Origin of the sequence: Nocardiopsis synnemataformans (genome assembly GCF_965343085.1) — a bacterium.
GTDB classification, from domain to species: domain Bacteria; phylum Actinomycetota; class Actinomycetes; order Streptosporangiales; family Streptosporangiaceae; genus Nocardiopsis; species Nocardiopsis alborubida.
Genome location: NZ_CBDRFA010000080.1, coordinates 21,423 through 38,372, shown reverse-complemented (window position 1 = coordinate 38,372; position 16,950 = coordinate 21,423). Strand labels below are relative to the sequence as shown.

Sequence of the window (16,950 nt, the reverse complement as noted above, 5' to 3'; positions counted from 1 at the left end):
ACGCCGCCACACCACCGCCTCGTCGAGCACGTACCGCTGCCTCACCCGGGTGAACGTGGACTCGATCTGCGCTTGCAACCTTGCCTCGACCAGCAGCTCGCGACGCGCGCGCGGCTCCTCCAAGAGCGCGGCCGTCGCGTAGTCCCGGGTCTGCAACAGCTCCGGCACCGTCAGGCACGCCCACTCCTGGATGGCCTGCGCTCCGCTGCGCCACCCCAGGCGCTGCTGCTCGTCCGTGCTCAGCACCGAGGCGTAGGGCTTCCACCACTCCGGCTCCCGAGCCCCCCACCGCAGCGCGTTCAGACGCTCGCTCTCGCTCTCCGGCAGCCGGTAGAACCGCGTCATGCAGGACAGGTAGTCCCGCTTGAGCTGGACCTGCCCGGACTCCAACCGCATCACCGTTTGGACGGACACGTCGAGCTCGGCCGCGACCTCCTGCTGGGTGATGCCCAACCTCTTGCGGTGACCGATCAAGCTCTCCAGCAGGATGTGCCGCTGCACGGTGGGCGAGCGCACCCCCTCAACTCGGTCCTCACCCATCCTGGCCCCCCACACCGTGGTCAACGATCACGACCACCGACGCCGGGTGCACGTCCATGACCGCGAAGTGCGGGGCCTCGCCCTGGACGGTGAACCCATCGGCGCCGTGGAACAGGGCGCCGGTCTCGCTGCGCATGTGCTCGTCTCGGCCGTAGGGCTGAGGCACGGTGATGGTGATCGTGACGCGGTGGCCCAACAGCTCGTGCAGCCGGGCGCTCACCAGTTCGTCCTTCGTCATGCCCAGGTCGTCCACCGGGGCGGCCTGCCATCCCTGCTCGGCCGCGAACTGCTCTGCGCGCGCCCGCTGCTCCGCCAGGCTCAGGTCCGGGAGCGCGTAGTGCACGGCCACGGTCACGAACGCCTCGTCGTCGCTGGTGCCGAACCCCAGCTTGCGGGCCTGGGCGACGTTCATGACGCGCAGCAGGGCGGGCTGGGGCAGTTGGTCGCGCATCACCGCGTGCGTGGCGTTGAGCATTGCGGTGACGCCGGCGTCCGGGTTGCCAGTGTCCCAGACGGGGCGGAACAAGGTGGCGTGCGAGCGTGTCGGCACGGACGGCCCCCGCGGCAACGGCGCCCCTGTGTGCGCGGGCAGCCAGCCACTGGGACCCGGGGATCAGGTGCCCGATCTCGTCGGCGTCGGTGGACAGAGGGAGGCCCTGGTGGCACGCGGACCACAAAGACATGTACGAGCGCGGTGTGGTCGCGCTCCCAGCCGCGAAACGGCGGCTCAGTGCCGTGCTGGAAGGTATCAGAGGCGGGGCATGTCTCTCCTCTGTTGGGTGTTCGTGGGCCGCCCCGGGGCGATTGGGGCAGCCCTCGGTGTGCGGTTAGGAGGCCTCAGCGGCTTTCAGTAGGGTGAGCGTCTCCTGCTGTGAACTACGGCGGGCGGCCAGCGTCGCCAGCTCAGCGATCAGGGAGGCGGCGTTCATCGTGGCGCCGGTGTTCACGGAGTCCGTGGTCCAGGCCGCGACGGTCGATTGAAGAGCGGCCAGCCGACCGGCGAGCTCGGTCTCGGTATGGGCCAGGTTGCTGGCCGCGCGAGCGGTGATGTAGCTGGACATGCTGCCTCCCGGTCAGAACAGGTCGCTGTCGATGCTGTACGGAAACCCGTTCCTCGGCCAGTTCGGGTCAGCGGCCATGCACGCCTGGCACGTCCCGCCCCGAGAGGGGTGGGAGTGGACCACGCCCTGGTCCGCGGCCAGCGCGAGGAAGTTGTCCCACCATGCCGGTTCCCCGAGGGAGTGAGAGAGCTCGTGAACGAACTGGGAGTAGTCCGTGCCCAGGTACATCCCGCGCCAGTCCACCTTGTAACCTCCGGCGTAGGTCATGCCGTAGGCCGGGTGCTGACCCACCTGAGGGCCCGCCGTGCTGATCGTGCGGGGCGCGCCCATGAACAGTTGAGCGGTGGTGGGGGCAGCCTTGCCGACCTTGATCCCGTCGACGAACGCCTGCACCTGGTCGAAGAACACCAGTCGGGCCACGGCGAAGTAGGTGTCGGGGTACCCGTCGGTGAGTAGCAGGTGGGCGTACTCCTGCTCGGTGTGCGGCGGGCCGTTGCGTACGCCCTCCACGAGCAGGCGGAAGGCGTCGTCGCACACGAACCAGCGGCCCAGTCGGCCTGAGGCCTCGCGCACCCCGCAGATCAGCTGCCCCGCGTCAGGCGGGTTGGAGATCCAGGTGGCATCAGACCACAGGGGGTCCCGGAAGGTCAGCGTGTAGTCGGTGAAGTCGAGCTTGTGGTGGCTGTCCTGGTTGAAGGCGACGCCGTCAGTGGTGCGTCCCCGGAAGCTCTCCCACACCACGCGGGCGTGGGGCCGGTGTTCCGCGGGCACGTCTTGGAGACGCTTGTAGGGGTGCCGCCCGGGGATGAGGTCGTTGTACATCGGCTTGCCGTTGGCGTAGGTGCCGATGGGAGGCTTGCGTAGCTCGATGTAGCACACGTCGTCGGGTTCGCGGGCGTCGATGCTCTCGACGGTGAAGAACTCCAGTCCGCTCCACATCTTCTGAAGCCTGGTACGGGCGTACTCGCTCATTTGGGTCTTTTCGTTCCTTGGTGGTGGCGGACGCTGGTGGGGCAGCGTCCCTGCTTAGCTCTGCTCGGCGGTGGGCGGCTCGGGGATGATGCGGGCGATCGGAGTGAACCCCTCACCCAGGCACTTCCGAGTGATGAAGCTGCTGTAGGCCTTCTTGGGGGCCCAGAGGCCGATACCGTCCTCAGTCCACGCGAGGCACACGCTGAATGCCGTCTGGGGGGCTGGCGTGAGGTCGGAGTTGCTCGACACCCACAGGTAGCCCGCCTCGTCGATGTAGACGTGGCTGGGGCCTACCCACCCGTAGCTGCCGGGGTAGTCGGCGATCTGGTAGGAGAGGGGAGGGCAGGGCCAGCCAGGAAGCTCGAAGGCGCGGGCGTGCGGGCGGTCAGACATATCGTTCTCCTCGTGCGCTGGAAGGTTGGCTCGTTCTCCACGACAGAAGGGCGAGCAGGGGCGTCGAGCCGTGGTCGTCGGGCAGGCTGTAGTCGTGCTTCGTACGGGCATGGTTCGGGTCGGAGGCGCGGGGGTCGTTGTTGGGGTACGTCTGGCCGGACTGCACGCAGGTCACTTCGTCTTCTCGGTGTCCTGGGCCGTCCCGAACCGAGCGGGACGGCCCTTCGCGCGCGGTCAGGCGGGCGGGTCGACGAGTTTCCATGCACGGGCCGATTGTTCGGCGCGGGTGCCGTTGCCGTGCTTCGTGTAGACCACGGACCCGGCACTCTAGAAGGAATACGCCCCGCTGTAGTCGGCGCAGCGGATGAACTTCGTGGTGACGGCGTAGATGGTGCCGGGTTCGCGGGGCAGCTTATGAGTCACGGTCTTCTCCTTCCGTCAGGCGGTGTCCAGTCCGCGGGCGATGGTGGCGCCCTCACGGATCAGCGCGGCAAGCGCCATGTTGCCCTCTCGGTCAGCTCGGGCCTCGATTGCGGCGGCAACCTCCTTGATGGCGTCGCGGCGGGCCTGGACCACGATGTGCGGCCACACTCGGCGGATGGTGTCCTCTGCCTGCCACTGGTCGAAGTCGGCACCGAGGGTCTGGTGCTGGTCGGTGTGCGGTGTACCTAGAGCTGCCATGACGTCGTGAACTTGGGCGGTGGTGGGCTCGATTTCTTCCATGGCCTTCTCCTTCGATCAGACGGGGGTCAGCTGCTCACATCGATGGTGCACAGCGGGTTGTCCTGGCAGGCCTCCCCGAGCTCACGAAGCCACTTCCGTGCGATGTCGTAGCTGCCCCACCCATTCGCCGGGTTCAGGGGTGTGTACGTGTGGGGATCAGCGTCCATGTGGTCGGCCGCCGCGAGCACGGCGGGGGCCACGTCGCCAGCCTTGGCGTCATTGAGGCTGTTGAGTCCGCCGTCACCGGGAAGCGCAATTTGGAACATGGGCTGAAGGTTCGAAGTGATGTTCGCGTTCCAGACGATGTGGCTAACGGTTCCGCCGGTGCTAATGCGCAGGTCAACGTCGTAGCTCAAGAGGGCTCCTTTGCTCGGTCAGGCGGTCATGCGGGGGGTCACCGGGTGCGGATGTACACCCAGTCGTGGTAGTCGAGGTCGTCCCACCAGCGGTCGAGCTCCTCGGCGTCCTCTGCGTGGGCGAAGGAGTTGACGACGTCGTAGACGCCGTCGAACTGGGCTTGGTCGGCGTCCTTTGCTACTCGGTGTTGTCGGGGTCCGGGGGCAGGTACCAGTAGTCTTCCAGGGTCACCGGGCCTCCTCAGCGTCATCGAGGAGGGCGCGGTACACGACACCGCCGGAGTAGTACTTCCACCCCTGGTCATTGGTGAGTCCATGGGTAGCGATGGTGGCGCGCTGGTCGGCGTACTTGCGGGTGCGCAGCAGGTGGAAGTCGATGCGCTGGTGGTCCCGGTAGACGAAGAGTCTCTTCGTGTCGGCACCGGCCGCTACCTCGATGAGGACGAACGCATCCACATCGCCGACCGGCTGCGCGATAAGGCGTCCGTGTGCACCATCGCCGCCAAGCTGGGCCGTAATCCCTCCACGATCAGCCGGAAGATCCACCGCAACCGCTACCCCAGCAACCACCAGTACGACCCCCCACGCCGCACACGAGCCCGACGGCCCCGCCCCAAGGGCGGCAAGATCGGAGCCAACCTGCTCCTGCGCGAGATCATCCAGCACCACGTGGGCATGAAGTGGAGTCCGGAGCAGATCAGCCACCACCTGAGGCTGAGCTTCCCCGACCAAGCGGAGATGCACGTGTGCCACGAGACGATCTACCAAGCCCTCTACGTCCAAGGCCGCGGAGAGCTGCGCCGCGAGCTGATCAAGGCACTGCGCACCGGCCGTATACCCTGCGCCGCCCTCAGCGCCGCCCAGACCAGCGCACACCGCGTTTCCCGCACCCGATGGTCATGATCAGCGAGCGCCCGCCCGAGGTCGCCGACCGCGCGGTCCCCGGCCACTGGGAAGGCGATCTCATCGTGGGCAAGGAGAACGGTGCGGCAACCGGCACACTAGTCGAGCGGTCCAGCCGCTACGTGATGCTCGTCCACCTGCCCGGAACGCGCGACACCGCGAGCTTCCGTGGCGCCCTGGTGGAGGCCGTCACGACTCTGCCCGAGCATCTGCGCAGGTCACTGACCTGCGATCAGGTTGCGGAGATGGGGTTGCACCACGGGTTCTCGATGGCCACCGGCATGCCGGTTTATTTCTGCGACCCTTCCAGCCCTTGGCAGCGGAGGTCGAACGAGAACACGAACGGACTGCTGCGGCAGTACTTCCCTAAGGGCACCGACCTGACCGAGCACAACCGTGAGCGCCTGGAGGAGGTCGCTGCCGAGCTGAACTCCCGCCCACGCAAGACGCTCGGCCGGGAGACCCTAGCCGAGCGTTTGGCTAAGCTCCTGGCCATAGCCAGTTGATCAACGTGTGTTGCGAAGACCCCTCGAATTCGCCCATCGCGGTGGGGGCCTTCTATTACTGCTGCCTTGAAGGGCTGCGCAGCGTTCCCAGGGGCACTGTACCTGCCGATAGCAGGTGGGAGAAGGGGTCAGATATAGGTCACCTTCTTCCCGAGGTCTTCCGCGTAGGCGATCTCCGAACGCACCGCGTCTCCGATGCTCCCGTCGGGCTTGCGGATCGCTACGACCGCGTCAGCGCGGCGGATCTTGGCGTGGTGCAGACGGGTGAGCATCTCGGCTTCCTCGGGGGTGACGGGTCGCAGCATGGGCTCGGGGGCGAACACCGCATGCCCTTGGAGGGTGATCTCGCGGGCAGCTTCTCGGATGAGGTCGGGGTGGGAGACGGACCCGCACAGGGTGATGATCATCGGGCTTCCTTTCTGAGCTTCCGCCGCCGCAGGCAGTCCTTGCAGTCGACCTCGGTGTCGTCGGGGGCCTTGGTGCCGCTGAGGATGAGCACGTTGCACATGAGCCAGTCGGAGTCGGCTAGGTGGATGCGGTCGTGCTGGCGGATGATCATCGGGGCTCCTCGTGCTCTCGGGTGAAGTGGACCTGGTGCGCGTACTCAGCGGCCAGGCGGCTGCCCGCGAAGGACACCGCCCCGCACTCGCCGGTGTGGCTCTCGGGATCGGGTGCGGTGCACCGCCACGCGTAGGGGTAGCTGGCGGACTCACGGCGGCTGATCCGGACGGGCGGCTCGCTCACGCCTCCTCCTCAGCGATCTCACGGGCGGGGGACGTCACGATGTCGCGGCCACGCTGGAGACCGAAGAGCAGACCGGCCAACCATGTGTTGAGCGGCTCCTCGACGATCTGTTCCTGCACGCTGCGTTCCTCCTCCACGATCCGCGCGGCGATCTCGTCTCGCATTCGCTGGTTCTCGTCCTCCAGGGCCCGGACACGGGCCACCAGGTCGGGCACGTCAGTGCGGGCGGCAGTGAAGAACTCGGCGTCTGCCTTCTCCTGTGCGTCGCTGGCAAGACTGACGGACGCGACAACCCGGCCAGCAGGGCTCAGGACTACGCGGCCGAACTCCTGGACCTCGATGCGCAGTGGCCCTTCGGTTGCGGCGTTGGCGCGCGCTTCGATCGCTTCCAGGTCCATCACGACTCCTTCACGGTGCGGATCCGTCGCGCGGCAGCGGCCAGGCGCACACCCGGAGCTCCCTGTCTGGTGGCCTGGCGGTCACCGACCCACGCCAGCGCGAGGGCGTGGGTAGCCGCGCGGTAGACCACCTGCCCGTCCCGGATCACGCAGTACTCGCGGTCGCCGAGGCCGATGGTGGGGTGCCCATGGGGTTAGGGTAGGCGTATCGGGTGCGGACCCCGTACACGGCGTACATCAGGCCTCCTTTGCTTGGCGCACCCCAGCGAGCAGGTCACGCACCAGGTTGTAACCGGTCTTGCGCGGCTTCCCGTCGGTGTGGAGCTGGTCAAGGCTGATCCAGCGAGGACGGAGCGGGCCGTCATCGGCGTTCTCGATGAGGGCCTTGGGGCCAGATGCATAGTCGGGGGCCATTCGGCGCACGATGATCTGCTTGCCGGTCTTGTTGTGGCGGTAGAGCTGTCCGCTTTCGACGCGCATCTGTGTCTCCTCGGTATGGTGCTCGCGGGCCGTCCCGAGTCGAGCGGGACGGCCCTTCGTGTGCGGTCAGTTGGCAGGCCGGTACTCCAGACGGAGCGGCCCCCAGTCGTTTGCGATGGACTGGACGGGGATACCTCCGCTGCGGTGTCGGTAGCTGGGGCCGATGCCGTAGAGGTGGTTGGGGTTGTCGCAGTCGGCGTACACGAACCACAGTTCGTCGTCGTTGTCGCGGGCGAGGTCTCCGGCGTGCGGGGTGTAGGCGGTCATCGGGGCTCCTTCGTTCAGGCGGGGGCGTAGCCGGTCTTGTACCCCTCGCCGTTGGGCTTGGTCGCGGTCGGGCGGATCTGCTTCGCGTTGATCCAGCGGACGTTCCGGCCGCGGGTGTCGGAGACCTTGACGCGGTCGCCGCCGTCGTACTCGCGGACGATGAGGGTGGTGGAGTCGAGCGGGTGGCAGTGGACGTACCGCTTGTTGGGCTGGATGTGGTCGGTGTTGCGCGGCATCGGGTCTTCTTCGGGGGCTACTCCGGGGCACACGCCACACTCGGTGGAGTGCCAGTTGCGGTGTGCCATGTGCGGGGTGGTGCGCGGGCACGGGTCATCGGTGGTCCGGGCAGCGCGCATCTGGGTGGCTCGGTCGACGAGGTTCATCAGGGCTCCTTTGGTCAGGCGGTCTCTGCGGCTTCGAGGAGGGTCAGCGTTTCCCGCTGGGCAGCGGCGCGGGCGGACAGGGTCGTGATCTCCGCGAGCTCGGCGGCAAAGAAAGCATCCCCAGAGTGGGATTGGTGCAGGGCGCGGCGACCTTCTTTCTTGCGCTGCCCTCCCCGCAGGCCTGCGGGGAGGGCAAGTTTGAGGCAGTCGAGGGTGTCCCATTCGGTCATGTCGTGGTCTTCGACAAGGACCTTAAGGGCGGTGATGGCGGTGGCGGGCTGGTGGTCGATGTTAAGCAAAGCCAGCATGGCGGCGGAGAAAGGGCGTGAAAGAGCACAATCTACAACGCCAAATTTCCTCCCGAAGAGGGCTATGCCCGTGTGCTGCACTCTGTGGAGCTGTGCCGCCTAGACGGCACGGCCCAGTCCCTGTGCGTCTACGATCACGTCCCCGCACGGTCCTAGACCTCATCGCCACCATGACCGAACCGCGGATTATTGCCCATGCCCACGCCCATGGATTGTGGTGAGCGCCCACGTCCAGGTCTGCAAGGCGGTCGCGATGCTCTATAAGGCCAGCACCTGCAGCGCACCGACGCTAAGGAACTCGTGGTCGCCGACCATGACGACAACATCGAGTTCTTCAACCTGTGGTCCCGTAACATCGCCACCTACGTCGGTTTGGGGAAGCGGGCATGGGAGTCACCGGGCAGGGCCTGCTCATTGGCTCCGCAGGTACGGCGAAGGAAGGCCTGGCGTGGGATTTTCCCCGCCACTTGCCACTTCGCGGGGGCTTCCGACTCCGCCCGCGGCGTGCACGCCCTTAACGGCAAAGTCATCGTGCCTTCCTACCCGCCGGCCATGGCCAAACGCCTGGCTGATTACGAGGCTCAACCTGGGAGCATCGTGCACGTGGAGGGTGCGGTGAAAACCGCGCTGTGATCGGGCTTGGCCGCCGTGAGCGCTAATGTCGACGATACCAGCCCCACCTTGGCCGACCTGGGACTGCGCATCATCGGTGAGCCCGCCATGGGCTCCAAAGCCGTCGTCATCCAGGACCGCAGCCACCATACCCCCAGTCCCGATACGGCTCCTACGCCGACTGAACGGTGTCCTGGTCGTCCGCGACTACGTGCTGCTCGGCTACGGCATCAAGGTCCATAAGCTGGCTACTGCCGCAGCCATCGCCTTCGGTAAGGAAGGGCCAAGGTGTACTCCCGAGTTGATCTAGTGGTTGCGTACCAAAGCGTTTCCTCTCATGACCCAAGCCGTGATTCGTCAGACCGCAGAGGGCGGGCACATCTGGTTCTGACCGGATATGACAGCTACCGGGGAGCTGATGGCACATGGGGCCATCTGACCGAGGACGGGGCTTGTTTGTAGATGTGGGCAAAGCGGATAACGTCGGCTCGGTGTGTATCTCGTGGCACGAGCATCAGCAAGTGCTACAACTTCGCGAACCGCAACTTCTTAGATCGCTTCTGCAGCTTCACCTGGTACGGCCCCTCCCAGGCCGGCCCTCACCCACGACGTCACCCTGGCACTGTCGATCAGATTCTGTTCCACAGCGGACTACACGCCTACCATGAGGTCTCGACACAACCAGTACCAGGATCGGTGCACTTAAGGGCCCGACGAAAGGATCCACCAGTGACGGCCACCCATGAGGCCGCTGATGTCTCGCCGCTACCAGTACCTAGGGCTAACCCGTCCAACCAGCTTCAAGCACGCCTCCAGGCCCTGCACGAAGCAGCGGCCAACAAGATCGCCGACGCGGTACCGCTCAATACCCGGCGCGCCTACGCGACCGATCGCGCCGACTGGCAGGCGTTCTGCGAGGGGCTGGGCGTCGAGCCCCACCCGGTAAGCGAGGAGGTCCTGGCCTGGTATGCCACCGAACTTTTGGAGAAGGGGTCCGCTTCGGTGGCTCCGGATAAGCGCAGGCCGTTGAAGGTCTCCACAGTGGAACGGCGTTTGTCCGCGGTGGCCACCGAGACGGTCGAGCGAGGGTACCCCGCCCCGGTCCAACGCGCGGCCCGCAAAGTGATCGCCGGGCACAACCGATCTCACCCCCCGCGGCCACGGCAGGCGGCAGCTGCTGGTGTGGAAGATCTACGCGCTCTGGTGCGTGCGGCGCGCGCCCAGGAACAGGCCGATGGACAACCGGCTCGACGACGACGGGCGCGTGACGCCTGCCTGATCCTGGTGGGCTGGCACCTGATGCTTCGCCGGTCGGAGGGGGCCAGCTTGATGCTCGGAGACTTCCGCTGGCACGAGTTGGGCATGGAGGTCGCCGTGCGGCGCCCCAAGACCACGGAGAAGGAGGTCTGGCAGGCTGTGCGCTACCGGGGGGACCCGGAACTGTGTGCGGTTCGTGCCGTCCGATCCTGGGTCGAGATCTTGGCCGAGGAAGGACACACAGCAGCGACCACCCCACTGCTGTGCCGTATAACCCGCACCGACGCGCTCCCCACACAGCCCAAGGCATTAAGTCCGCATTCGGTGAATGCCATCGTGGGCACAATGGCGAATAAGGCAGGGCTAACCAAACACGAGCAGGGCCCAGCATCCAACGGTCTGGTGCAGAGCTACACCGGACATTCGCTGCGCCGGGGCCCCATCACCGTGGCCGCACGCAACAGGGCCTCACGTGAGGAGATCAGCCGACGCAGCGGCCATGTAAAGGGCTCCCGCACTTTGGAGGGCTACATCGAACAAGGTGATCAGTGGGCTGGAGACCTGTTCGGAGGGATATTCTAAGGGAGCAAGCACACCGTCGGTTAAGGCTTCTTCGTCCCCAACTAGCGGCAGAACACGACGCGGACCAGTCGGTGCTTACAGGGTTGCAGCATCTGCGTGCGCGGCGGCTAGGTCGACTGTCTCGCCGCGCACCGCCGCCATCGCGCTGTGTAAGTTGACCAGGTGGCGGCGATTAAGCTGCACCTGCTGTTCTTGGTCCCTGCCCGTCCAGTGGGAGAGGTGCTCCCACCCCTGGCATGCGGCACGGCGAGGTGTGAGTTCCTGCCGGACCCCAGCGTAGGCCACGGTGGCGATGTCCTGAATGTAGGCGATGCGCGTGCGCATGTCCGCCACCGTGGCCAGTTTGTGTGGTGGGACGTACGTTCCGGCGGCGACCTGGGGACGGGCATCGATAACGTTTCCGTGGCTGCCGATGGTGACCAGGGGGCCCTGGGATGCGGCGTAGTGGAGCCCGTCCATGGCCTGGCGTGGGCTGATGTGGGACAGATCCGGCAAGTCCGGAGCCAGCAGGTCACCAGCGATCACAACGTCATCGTCGGGAGACCAGATGATGGCCTGTTCAGACCCCACACGGTAGGCCCGGGCGCGAGGCACATGCGGCAGTGGGGTACCTCCGGGACTGAGCTGTCCCGGGGACAAAACACTAATGTGTGCCGGTACCCAATCCCGAATCCGCACCTTGTCTGGAGTTTCTCCCGAGCGTTCGTGTCCAGCTAGTAGCAGCAGGCAGGCAGCCGGGCGATCGCTGCGGTAGACCTGGTACAGCAGTTCCGCAGTGCGGGCCAGACCACGACCGTGGTCGACCAAGGTCCAGGTGCTACCTCGGCGGCGCTGCCGCTCGATGAGGGTTGCGCCGGGATCGTGGGATCGGGTTGTGGTCAGGACGTGTGTGGTGACCTTAACCAGGTCCAGGTCCATGGGCTCACAGTCGGTGGTTGGCTTGGCGGGTGTGGCGGTCATCCAATCCCTCCCGGGGTGGCCTCGGGTGCAGGCCCGTGGCCACCCGGGTCGGGGAGGTTAGGAGGAGGACGGCCTGGCAGGCGTGGCCGTCACCTCCCCGTGCAAAATGCCCGGGGACCACTTACTTCTAGGGTGGCCGATCCGAGGTTTTTTGACATGGACCAAATCCGCAACAGCAAACCCTTGACATAGCCGGATGTGACCGGCTAATCGCGGTTCAAAGGTCCGGTGATCGTGCAGAACTCAACTGCCCGGTATAGGGCCTCCACTGCGGGCGGTTGTTCACCAGCGCGCATCGCGACGCCGATATCCACTGACGAGCCAGTCAGCTCTACGAACTTTGTTCCTGGAAGCACTCCGAGCCCCTGGGCCGCAAGCGCGTTCACGCCCAACCGGCGAGTGGTGAACACAGCTGGGGCCACGCTCGCTGGCGTTGATACCACCGTGTCCCGGCTGCTGCCCTCCATTACGGGTAGGTCCGCCCACACCTCGCCGAGTCGGCCCGACACGTCTGTGAAAAGGAAATCCTCGTCTTGGAGGTCACCGGGATCCAAGACGGGGGCATCTGCGTACGGGCTGTCGCTCGGGACCACGACAGCACGAGGCGTCCGGTAGGCCACGTGGGTAACTAGTTCAGACGGTTCAGCGCTGCCGAGTTGCTGCACGGCGATGTCCACAGTGCCGTCCAGTACCGCCACATCGTGGTTTTCCGCGCTTAAGGACACGTGTTCCAAGCGTACGTCCGGCCAATTGCGGCGCCAGTAGCGCAGGACCTCGCTTGCGTCGCTGGTGCCGAGCCCTGCGCCGAGAATGCCTACACGGATGCGATCGACTCCGGCTTCATCGCCGCGGGCTGCGCTGGGTAGAGCTTCCAAGCCACGCACCATGCGTTCGGTTTCCCGGGCCAGGCGAGTAGCTGCGAGAGTGGGCTCAACGGGGCGTCCTGGGCCTCGCTCGAACAGTTTTACCTGCAAGTCACGCTCCAGTGCTCGGATGCTGCGGGACAGTACGGCTGTATCCAGGTACAGGGCCTTGGCTGCTCGGGTGAAGTGTCGGTGCTCATAGATGGCTAAGAAGTGCTCCAGTTTCCTGGGGTCCAGTAGCCGCAACGTCACTCGCCCCACCTCCTTTTTCTTCGTCGTTTAGCCACTCTAGGTGTTTAAAAAACCATGACGAAGCACCCCATCTTAGGTGTACCGGTTCGGAGGAGCAGGATCCAGGGGACAACGGTCCTCTTCTAAGTGACGCGGACCCGTTTCTTCTGCGCTGCGAAACACGCTGCAGCCTGGTCATTCCTGTTCAGAGCGGTCCTGTGTTGTGTCCTGGGCCGGTGGTAGCGTGCCGCCGATGAGTAAGGGATGAAGGATGGCGAGCACGTGCGGGAAGTGGCGTGCCACAGCGTCAACCGGGACTGGATCGCGCAGGCTTTGGGCGGCGTTGAGGAGCGGGCCAAGCGGCACTGGATCCACCCGCACTACAACGACTTGTCCCTGCAGGGGCTCCAGAGGATGCGCGACGCTCTTCTGGACCATGTCGCCGCCCGCTCCCTGGAGGACCCCGTTCTCGCCGCCGAACCAACACTCACGCTCTTACTCAGCGCGGCTGAGAGCGTTTTCGGAATACTGTTTCTGGCTTCCTTCCCCGATGGTGTTTTGGAGATCCGCCTCTCCCACTTCTCCTACGACAGCACCAGCAGCGACGGCCGCTGCATCGGCTCTGATGATGTTGACCGGACGCCCACCACGGACACCTGGGTGGACGCGTTCGCCCTGTCCCTGGTCAGTAGCACTTTGTGGGACAAGGAAGGGTCATCAGTCTGCAACTGCTTGAAGATCACGCCGACACAATCGAGGCCGGGGCGCCGCACTCACCTTTCACGGTAGAACCGCACCCGGCCGGCTTGGCGGAGATGGACGCCCTGTGCGCCTACTTGGTCCCCCTCTCCTACACACTGGGTCGGCCCGGACCCCCGGAACTGCCCGAGATGCCCCTGTGTGGGCTGGGGCTCGAGAAGTGCGCTGAGGCGGTTCTGCGTCTGGACGCCGCTGGGCAACTGTCCCCCGACCAGTAGCTGCTCCTCACGTTCCTAGGCGGTGGCTAGGAGGCTTTTAAGCAGGCCCTGGTAGAACGGCTCGTCCAGTACCGAGAGAGACTGCCCATCGATGCGGGGTCCCGGAGCCGGCTACCTGTCGTCTCCATCGCAGGGGCAGCATTGGCCGTTCAGGTCCATGGCTAGAACCTGAATGGTCGCTCCCGCTACCTCCCACTGGCCCTACTGAGTGCTCCCAAGAAGCCCTAAGCGACGGATGAGACCTGCTCCTGACTTGCGCCTCTGAAGACCAGCGCGGACATTCCATCCCCATTAGTCATAGAAACGTGGGGTTGTTCAAGGCCGACCCTCGTCCACCTGAGCGATGACAAGCCAACTCACCATCATCATCTCCTCGGGGCTGAGCTTGATGTAGCCCTCCTCCAGCATCTACATCTTCTGGTCACAGGCGAAGTCACCGTCGGGCCGGGTGAATACCAGGATGGTGGACAACCACGCCTTCCTCCTTGCCATGGTGGTGCGCTGGTCCGTGGTCTCGTGGCCTAGGTGTGACGGTCGCCAGAGGCAGCTTCGAGCTGGGGCTGTTTCTAGGAGGCAGAATGTAGCCGTAGGCTTGGGCGGCGATTTGGCGATCTGAGTCGTGCTTGGTGAGACCCTCAGCGGTGGCAGTGACCTAGGACAGGCGTGCCTCGTGCAGGGCGCGGTGGCCGGGGCATCGCATGGCGGTGGAGTTGTCGAGGGAGAAGACCCTGGTAGTTGGGCCCACCCCGGCACCGTCCCGTCGATAGGCTACGAACTTCCTCGCTGCCGTGTGCTATGGAGCCGACCGTGTCGCTTCTCATTGTTGCCTTTCGACCATCAGGTCAGGGAGAGCCTGGCTCTTCGCATGGGGTGGACGTGTGCCGTGGCGATCAGTGACATCCAGATCAAGGCCGTGGTGGCCGATTACCTCGACCGCTACCCGGACGAGGCGGAGACGCTGGCCGAGCCGGTGCGACAGCTCTCCCAGGGAGCGGACTTCGCTTCGCGGCGCACCCTTCCGATGCATGTGACCGTGGGCGCGCTGCTGGTCCGCGCTGACGAGGTGTTGTTGATCAACCACCGCGCCTACGGCGGGATCCTGTTGCAGCCCGGGGGGCACCTGGAGCTGGAGGACGTCACGCTGATCGACGCGGCGGTGCGCGAGCTGGTCGAGGAGGCCGACGTCGACCCCTCGCAGGTCGTAGCGGCCTCGCACACCCCCGTCTACATCGAGTACGGGCCGGTTCCAGCTCGCCCGGCCAAGGATGAGCCGGCGCACTTTCACCTGGACATCGGCTATTCCTTCACCGCGCCGTCCCATGCGGAGCTGGGGCGTATCCAGGAGTCGGAGGTGACGGGAGCCGACTGGTACCCGCTCGCTGCGGCCGAGCGCCTGGTGGGTCACCGTATCGCCCGAGCGGTCCGGGGCCCGGCCAGTATCGGCTGACCGGACCCGGCCGAGCGCCACCCACAGGCCGAGGCGCGAGCGCGTGCTGCCGCGGGCGGGCCGCACGGTGCCGGGGCGGTGGCGCCGGTGTTCACTCGGAGGCCTTGCGGTTGCGGGTTCTCTTGAGCTCGAAGAACCCGTCGGTCTGGGCAATGAGAACCAGGCCGTCCCACAGATGTCCGGCGGCCTCACCGCGCGAGGCCGGAGTGACCACGGGCCCGAACAGGGCTGTGCCCGCGATGCGCAGCACCGGTGTTCCCACATCCAGGCCGGCCTCGTCGAAGGCCTCGTGGTGGGAGTCGATGATGTGCTGGTCGAACTCGGTGCTCGTGGCGGCCTCGGCCAATTCCCGGGGCAGGTGCACCTCGGCGAGGGCGTCGGTGATGACGGTGGGGTCATCACGGCGCCGTTGATGGTGCAACCGGGTGCCGATGGCGGTGTACAGAGGGCCCAGGACACCGCGGCCGTGGTCCTTGGCGGCAGCCGCGCAGACCCGCACCGGCCCCCACGCCTTCTCCATGAGCGCCCGGTAGTCGGCGCTGAGCCCTTCACCCTGGCGCTGGACGAGGTTGAGGTAGGCCAGCGACATGATCCGCCAGTCGGCGCGCACCGCCCGGACCTGTTCCACCTCCAAGAGCCAGCGCGAGGTGATCCACGCCCAGGGGCACAGGGGATCGAACCAGAACGGCACCTGCGCGGGCGGTTCGTTGATCGTGGGCATGGGCGTTTCCCCTCCGTCGGGCTGGTGCAGGGCCACCGGCGTGGTGGTCACAGGTCGAACAGGTGGGCTTGGGTGGGCCGGTTGGCTTTGGCGGTGCGCCCGGCGACTTTCACCAGTGCGGCGAGGTCGTGGAGTTGGCCCGTGCGGTCGGCGGTGTCGATAAGCGTGGTGAACACCTGCGCGGTGACGTCGACGTCGGCGTAGGCCCGGTGGCGGTCCGCTGGGAGCGGGATGGCACAGTGCGCCAGCAGTGTGTCGAGCTTGTAGTTGGCCAGGCCCGGCAGCATGTGCTTGGCGAGCGGGATGGTGTCGAGGAAGTCGAGGCGGGCCATCCTCGGGCAGTGCTCGCGCTGGTGGTGGATGATGTTGGCCTCGGTGGCGGCGTGCTGGGCCACCAGCAGGTACCGGGCGTGCGCGGTGAAACGCCGGTCCAAGGCCCCCAGGGCCTCGGCGGGGGTGGGCGCCGCCGTGAAATGCTGCGGGGTCAGGCCGTTCTGGGCGGTGTTGGCGAAGGTCACCGGCGCGAACGCGGGCGGCCGGATCAGGGACGTGCTCCGCCCGGACTCCGTCCACCCCTGCTCCCCGTAGCGCAGCGCCAGGGCGGCGACCTCGATGGGCTGGGCCGGGTGGCCCGCCGGGGTCGTCGCCTCGAAGTCGATGACCACGAAACAGGTCTCCCGGAAGAGCGGATCTCCTGTCAGGCCGCCCATGCGTCCTCCACCGTCGTGTCGTAGGTTTCCTGGCACCCCCGGCGGGCGGGGGTCAGCGTCCGATGAGGTGGGTGATGGCCCGGGTGGCGCAGGCCAGGTCCGGGACGTCCCACAGGTCCTGGCCCGTCCAGGTCTGGCTCAGGGCCCGGTACAGGTCCGACATCACCGGCACGAACTCCGGCGGCAGCGGCGCCGGGCGTGGCCACCGGCTTCGGGGCACGCCCTGGGCGATCAGCCTGCCGGTAGGCACCTCCAGGCCGTTGTCCACGTACCAGTTGCGTAGGACCTGCTTGCCGCAGTGCACCCCTTGGAACAGCAGGCGGCTCTCGTCCGGTGTGCCGGGGCTGTCGGCGACCACCAGGCGGCGCTGGTCGGTGAGGAGGAACATCGACCTTGCCGTTGCTGTGGTTGAGCCCGCGCTCGCGCGCGTGGGCGCTCAGCACCGTGTTGACCCCCAGAGCGGTCGCGCTCATCGCACAGAACAACTCATCGTCCACCCCGGCCAGGCGTTGGGCCTGGGGCGGGGTGATGAACTGGTTGGTCGGGTCGAGCATCG

26 protein-coding genes and 2 pseudogenes are annotated in these 16,950 nt (G+C 66.3%); 5 read left to right on the top strand and 23 right to left on the bottom strand.

Features of this window, described 5'->3' with window-relative positions:
* The 9 genes from ACSIH6_RS32665 to ACSIH6_RS32625 all read right to left on the bottom strand — a co-directional run.
* Positions 1-540: Scr1 family TA system antitoxin-like transcriptional regulator (locus ACSIH6_RS32665; protein WP_435112200.1), on the bottom strand; the 540-nt coding region annotated here is incomplete at its 3' end.
* Positions 533-1,015 (bottom strand): hypothetical protein, encoded by a 483-nt coding sequence (locus ACSIH6_RS32660; RefSeq protein WP_435112199.1) that lies wholly within the window; start codon positions 1,013-1,015, stop codon positions 533-535. The genes ACSIH6_RS32660 and ACSIH6_RS32665, both read right to left, overlap by 8 nt.
* Before the next feature lie 352 nt (positions 1,016-1,367).
* Positions 1,368-1,601, bottom strand: coding sequence for a hypothetical protein (locus tag ACSIH6_RS32655; RefSeq protein WP_435112198.1), 234 nt, complete (start codon positions 1,599-1,601; stop codon positions 1,368-1,370).
* A 12-nt stretch (positions 1,602-1,613) separates the two neighbouring features.
* A complete protein-coding gene (locus tag ACSIH6_RS32650) occupies positions 1,614-2,573 on the bottom strand; it encodes a hypothetical protein (protein ID WP_435112197.1) in 960 nt (319 codons plus the stop codon).
* 54 nt (positions 2,574-2,627) lie between these two features.
* Positions 2,628-2,966 (bottom strand): hypothetical protein, encoded by a 339-nt coding sequence (locus tag ACSIH6_RS32645; RefSeq protein ID WP_435112196.1) that lies wholly within the window; start codon positions 2,964-2,966, stop codon positions 2,628-2,630.
* A gap of 438 nt (positions 2,967-3,404) precedes the next feature.
* The gene (locus tag ACSIH6_RS32640; protein ID WP_435112195.1) at positions 3,405-3,689 is read right to left on the bottom strand and encodes a hypothetical protein; all 285 of its coding nucleotides are present in this window, start codon (positions 3,687-3,689) and stop codon (positions 3,405-3,407) included.
* 26 nt (positions 3,690-3,715) lie between these two features.
* Positions 3,716-4,045 carry a hypothetical protein gene (locus ACSIH6_RS32635; protein WP_435112194.1) on the bottom strand — a complete coding sequence of 110 codons (330 nt, stop codon included), beginning with the start codon at positions 4,043-4,045 and terminating at the stop codon, positions 3,716-3,718.
* 38 nt (positions 4,046-4,083) lie between these two features.
* On the bottom strand, positions 4,084-4,320 hold the full coding sequence (locus ACSIH6_RS32630; protein WP_435112193.1) for a hypothetical protein: 237 nt from the start codon (positions 4,318-4,320) through the stop codon (positions 4,084-4,086).
* Complete coding sequence (locus tag ACSIH6_RS32625) at positions 4,274-4,501, bottom strand: hypothetical protein (protein ID WP_435112203.1); 228 nt, start codon at positions 4,499-4,501, stop codon at positions 4,274-4,276. Before ACSIH6_RS32625 ends, ACSIH6_RS32630 begins: the two co-directional genes overlap by 47 nt.
* Between ACSIH6_RS32625 and ACSIH6_RS32620 the strand changes: the two are divergent.
* A pseudogene (locus ACSIH6_RS32620) lies at positions 4,463-5,454 on the top strand (IS30 family transposase); the annotation flags it as partial. The gene ACSIH6_RS32625 and the pseudogene ACSIH6_RS32620 overlap by 39 nt on opposite strands.
* A gap of 128 nt (positions 5,455-5,582) precedes the next feature.
* Here the strand turns inward: ACSIH6_RS32620 and ACSIH6_RS32615 are convergent.
* The 8 genes from ACSIH6_RS32615 to ACSIH6_RS32580 form a co-directional block, all read right to left on the bottom strand.
* A complete protein-coding gene (locus ACSIH6_RS32615; protein ID WP_435112192.1) occupies positions 5,583-5,861 on the bottom strand; it encodes a hypothetical protein in 279 nt (92 codons plus the stop codon).
* Positions 5,858-6,013, bottom strand: coding sequence for a hypothetical protein (locus ACSIH6_RS32610; RefSeq protein WP_435112191.1), 156 nt, complete (start codon positions 6,011-6,013; stop codon positions 5,858-5,860). The genes ACSIH6_RS32615 and ACSIH6_RS32610 overlap by 4 nt, the downstream gene beginning before the upstream one ends.
* The gene (locus ACSIH6_RS32605) at positions 6,010-6,198 is read right to left on the bottom strand and encodes a hypothetical protein (protein ID WP_435112190.1); all 189 of its coding nucleotides are present in this window, start codon (positions 6,196-6,198) and stop codon (positions 6,010-6,012) included. Before ACSIH6_RS32605 ends, ACSIH6_RS32610 begins: the two co-directional genes overlap by 4 nt.
* Positions 6,195-6,596 carry a hypothetical protein gene (locus ACSIH6_RS32600; protein WP_435112189.1) on the bottom strand — a complete coding sequence of 134 codons (402 nt, stop codon included), beginning with the start codon at positions 6,594-6,596 and terminating at the stop codon, positions 6,195-6,197. Before ACSIH6_RS32600 ends, ACSIH6_RS32605 begins: the two co-directional genes overlap by 4 nt.
* A gap of 237 nt (positions 6,597-6,833) precedes the next feature.
* Complete coding sequence (locus ACSIH6_RS32595; protein WP_435112188.1) at positions 6,834-7,076, bottom strand: hypothetical protein; 243 nt, start codon at positions 7,074-7,076, stop codon at positions 6,834-6,836.
* Between the two features lie 66 nt (positions 7,077-7,142).
* Entirely contained in the window at positions 7,143-7,343 is a 201-nt protein-coding gene (locus ACSIH6_RS32590) for a hypothetical protein (protein WP_435112187.1), read from the bottom strand.
* A 14-nt stretch (positions 7,344-7,357) separates the two neighbouring features.
* Positions 7,358-7,726, bottom strand: a complete 369-nt coding sequence (locus tag ACSIH6_RS32585; RefSeq protein WP_435112186.1) for a hypothetical protein — start codon at positions 7,724-7,726, stop codon at positions 7,358-7,360.
* 14 nt (positions 7,727-7,740) lie between these two features.
* Positions 7,741-8,025, bottom strand: coding sequence for a hypothetical protein (locus ACSIH6_RS32580; protein ID WP_435112185.1), 285 nt, complete (start codon positions 8,023-8,025; stop codon positions 7,741-7,743).
* 309 nt (positions 8,026-8,334) lie between these two features.
* Here ACSIH6_RS32580 and ACSIH6_RS32575 point away from each other — a divergent pair, with 309 nt between their 5' ends.
* Positions 8,335-8,667, top strand: coding sequence for a type 2 periplasmic-binding domain-containing protein (locus ACSIH6_RS32575; RefSeq protein WP_435112184.1), 333 nt, complete (start codon positions 8,335-8,337; stop codon positions 8,665-8,667).
* 708 nt (positions 8,668-9,375) lie between these two features.
* The gene (locus ACSIH6_RS32570) at positions 9,376-10,485 is read left to right on the top strand and encodes a site-specific integrase (RefSeq protein WP_435112183.1); all 1,110 of its coding nucleotides are present in this window, start codon (positions 9,376-9,378) and stop codon (positions 10,483-10,485) included.
* Between the two features lie 75 nt (positions 10,486-10,560).
* On the opposite strand, the gene ACSIH6_RS32565 is transcribed toward ACSIH6_RS32570, so the two are convergent.
* The 3 genes and pseudogenes from ACSIH6_RS32565 to ACSIH6_RS32555 form a co-directional block, all read right to left on the bottom strand.
* Positions 10,561-11,445: a hypothetical protein gene (locus ACSIH6_RS32565; protein WP_435112182.1), complete on the bottom strand. Its 885-nt coding sequence runs from the start codon at positions 11,443-11,445 to the stop codon at positions 10,561-10,563.
* A 206-nt stretch (positions 11,446-11,651) separates the two neighbouring features.
* Positions 11,652-12,320, bottom strand: a complete 669-nt coding sequence (locus ACSIH6_RS32560) for a LysR substrate-binding domain-containing protein (RefSeq protein WP_435112202.1) — start codon at positions 12,318-12,320, stop codon at positions 11,652-11,654.
* A 51-nt stretch (positions 12,321-12,371) separates the two neighbouring features.
* Positions 12,372-12,560, bottom strand: a pseudogene (locus ACSIH6_RS32555) (helix-turn-helix domain-containing protein); the annotation flags it as partial.
* A 243-nt stretch (positions 12,561-12,803) separates the two neighbouring features.
* On the opposite strand from ACSIH6_RS32555, the gene ACSIH6_RS32550 reads away from it, so the two are divergent.
* A complete protein-coding gene (locus tag ACSIH6_RS32550) occupies positions 12,804-13,328 on the top strand; it encodes a hypothetical protein (RefSeq protein ID WP_435112181.1) in 525 nt (174 codons plus the stop codon).
* 1,071 nt (positions 13,329-14,399) lie between these two features.
* Positions 14,400-14,963: an NUDIX hydrolase gene (locus ACSIH6_RS32545; protein ID WP_435112180.1), complete on the top strand. Its 564-nt coding sequence runs from the start codon at positions 14,400-14,402 to the stop codon at positions 14,961-14,963.
* A 91-nt stretch (positions 14,964-15,054) separates the two neighbouring features.
* Here ACSIH6_RS32545 and ACSIH6_RS32540 read toward each other — a convergent pair whose 3' ends face one another.
* Genes ACSIH6_RS32540 through ACSIH6_RS32530 form a run of 3 tightly spaced genes read right to left on the bottom strand, consistent with a single transcriptional unit; the run spans position 15,055 to position 16,782 of the window.
* Entirely contained in the window at positions 15,055-15,684 is a 630-nt protein-coding gene (locus ACSIH6_RS32540) for a mycothiol-dependent nitroreductase Rv2466c family protein (RefSeq protein WP_435112179.1), read from the bottom strand.
* Positions 15,685-15,731: 47 nt separating this feature from the next.
* Entirely contained in the window at positions 15,732-16,394 is a 663-nt protein-coding gene (locus ACSIH6_RS32535) for a 3'-5' exonuclease (RefSeq protein ID WP_435112178.1), read from the bottom strand.
* 52 nt (positions 16,395-16,446) lie between these two features.
* Positions 16,447-16,782 carry a hypothetical protein gene (locus ACSIH6_RS32530; RefSeq protein WP_435112177.1) on the bottom strand — a complete coding sequence of 112 codons (336 nt, stop codon included), beginning with the start codon at positions 16,780-16,782 and terminating at the stop codon, positions 16,447-16,449.
* Positions 16,783-16,950: the final 168 nt, after the last annotated feature.

Excerpts from the sequence above, each read along its gene's own strand:
- ACSIH6_RS32660 (WP_435112199.1), bottom strand. The coding sequence starts at position 1,015 with ATGCTCAACGCCACGCACGCGGTGATGCGCGACCAACTGCCCCAGCCC.
- ACSIH6_RS32655 (WP_435112198.1), bottom strand. The coding sequence starts at position 1,601 with ATGTCCAGCTACATCACCGCTCGCGCGGCCAGCAACCTGGCCCATACC.
- ACSIH6_RS32650 (WP_435112197.1), bottom strand. The coding sequence starts at position 2,573 with ATGAGCGAGTACGCCCGTACCAGGCTTCAGAAGATGTGGAGCGGACTG.
- ACSIH6_RS32645 (WP_435112196.1), bottom strand. The coding sequence starts at position 2,966 with ATGTCTGACCGCCCGCACGCCCGCGCCTTCGAGCTTCCTGGCTGGCCC.
- ACSIH6_RS32640 (WP_435112195.1), bottom strand. The coding sequence starts at position 3,689 with ATGGAAGAAATCGAGCCCACCACCGCCCAAGTTCACGACGTCATGGCA.
- ACSIH6_RS32615 (WP_435112192.1), bottom strand. The coding sequence starts at position 5,861 with ATGATCATCACCCTGTGCGGGTCCGTCTCCCACCCCGACCTCATCCGA.
- ACSIH6_RS32610 (WP_435112191.1), bottom strand. The coding sequence starts at position 6,013 with ATGATCATCCGCCAGCACGACCGCATCCACCTAGCCGACTCCGACTGG.
- ACSIH6_RS32600 (WP_435112189.1), bottom strand. The coding sequence starts at position 6,596 with ATGGACCTGGAAGCGATCGAAGCGCGCGCCAACGCCGCAACCGAAGGG.
- ACSIH6_RS32595 (WP_435112188.1), bottom strand. The coding sequence starts at position 7,076 with ATGCGCGTCGAAAGCGGACAGCTCTACCGCCACAACAAGACCGGCAAG.
- ACSIH6_RS32590 (WP_435112187.1), bottom strand. The coding sequence starts at position 7,343 with ATGACCGCCTACACCCCGCACGCCGGAGACCTCGCCCGCGACAACGAC.
- ACSIH6_RS32585 (WP_435112186.1), bottom strand. The coding sequence starts at position 7,726 with ATGAACCTCGTCGACCGAGCCACCCAGATGCGCGCTGCCCGGACCACC.
- ACSIH6_RS32565 (WP_435112182.1), bottom strand. The coding sequence starts at position 11,445 with ATGACCGCCACACCCGCCAAGCCAACCACCGACTGTGAGCCCATGGAC.
- ACSIH6_RS32550 (WP_435112181.1), top strand. The coding sequence starts at position 12,804 with ATGAAGGATGGCGAGCACGTGCGGGAAGTGGCGTGCCACAGCGTCAAC.
- ACSIH6_RS32540 (WP_435112179.1), bottom strand. The coding sequence starts at position 15,684 with ATGCCCACGATCAACGAACCGCCCGCGCAGGTGCCGTTCTGGTTCGAT.
- ACSIH6_RS32535 (WP_435112178.1), bottom strand. The coding sequence starts at position 16,394 with ATGGGCGGCCTGACAGGAGATCCGCTCTTCCGGGAGACCTGTTTCGTG.
- ACSIH6_RS32530 (WP_435112177.1), bottom strand. The coding sequence starts at position 16,782 with ATGTTCCTCCTCACCGACCAGCGCCGCCTGGTGGTCGCCGACAGCCCC.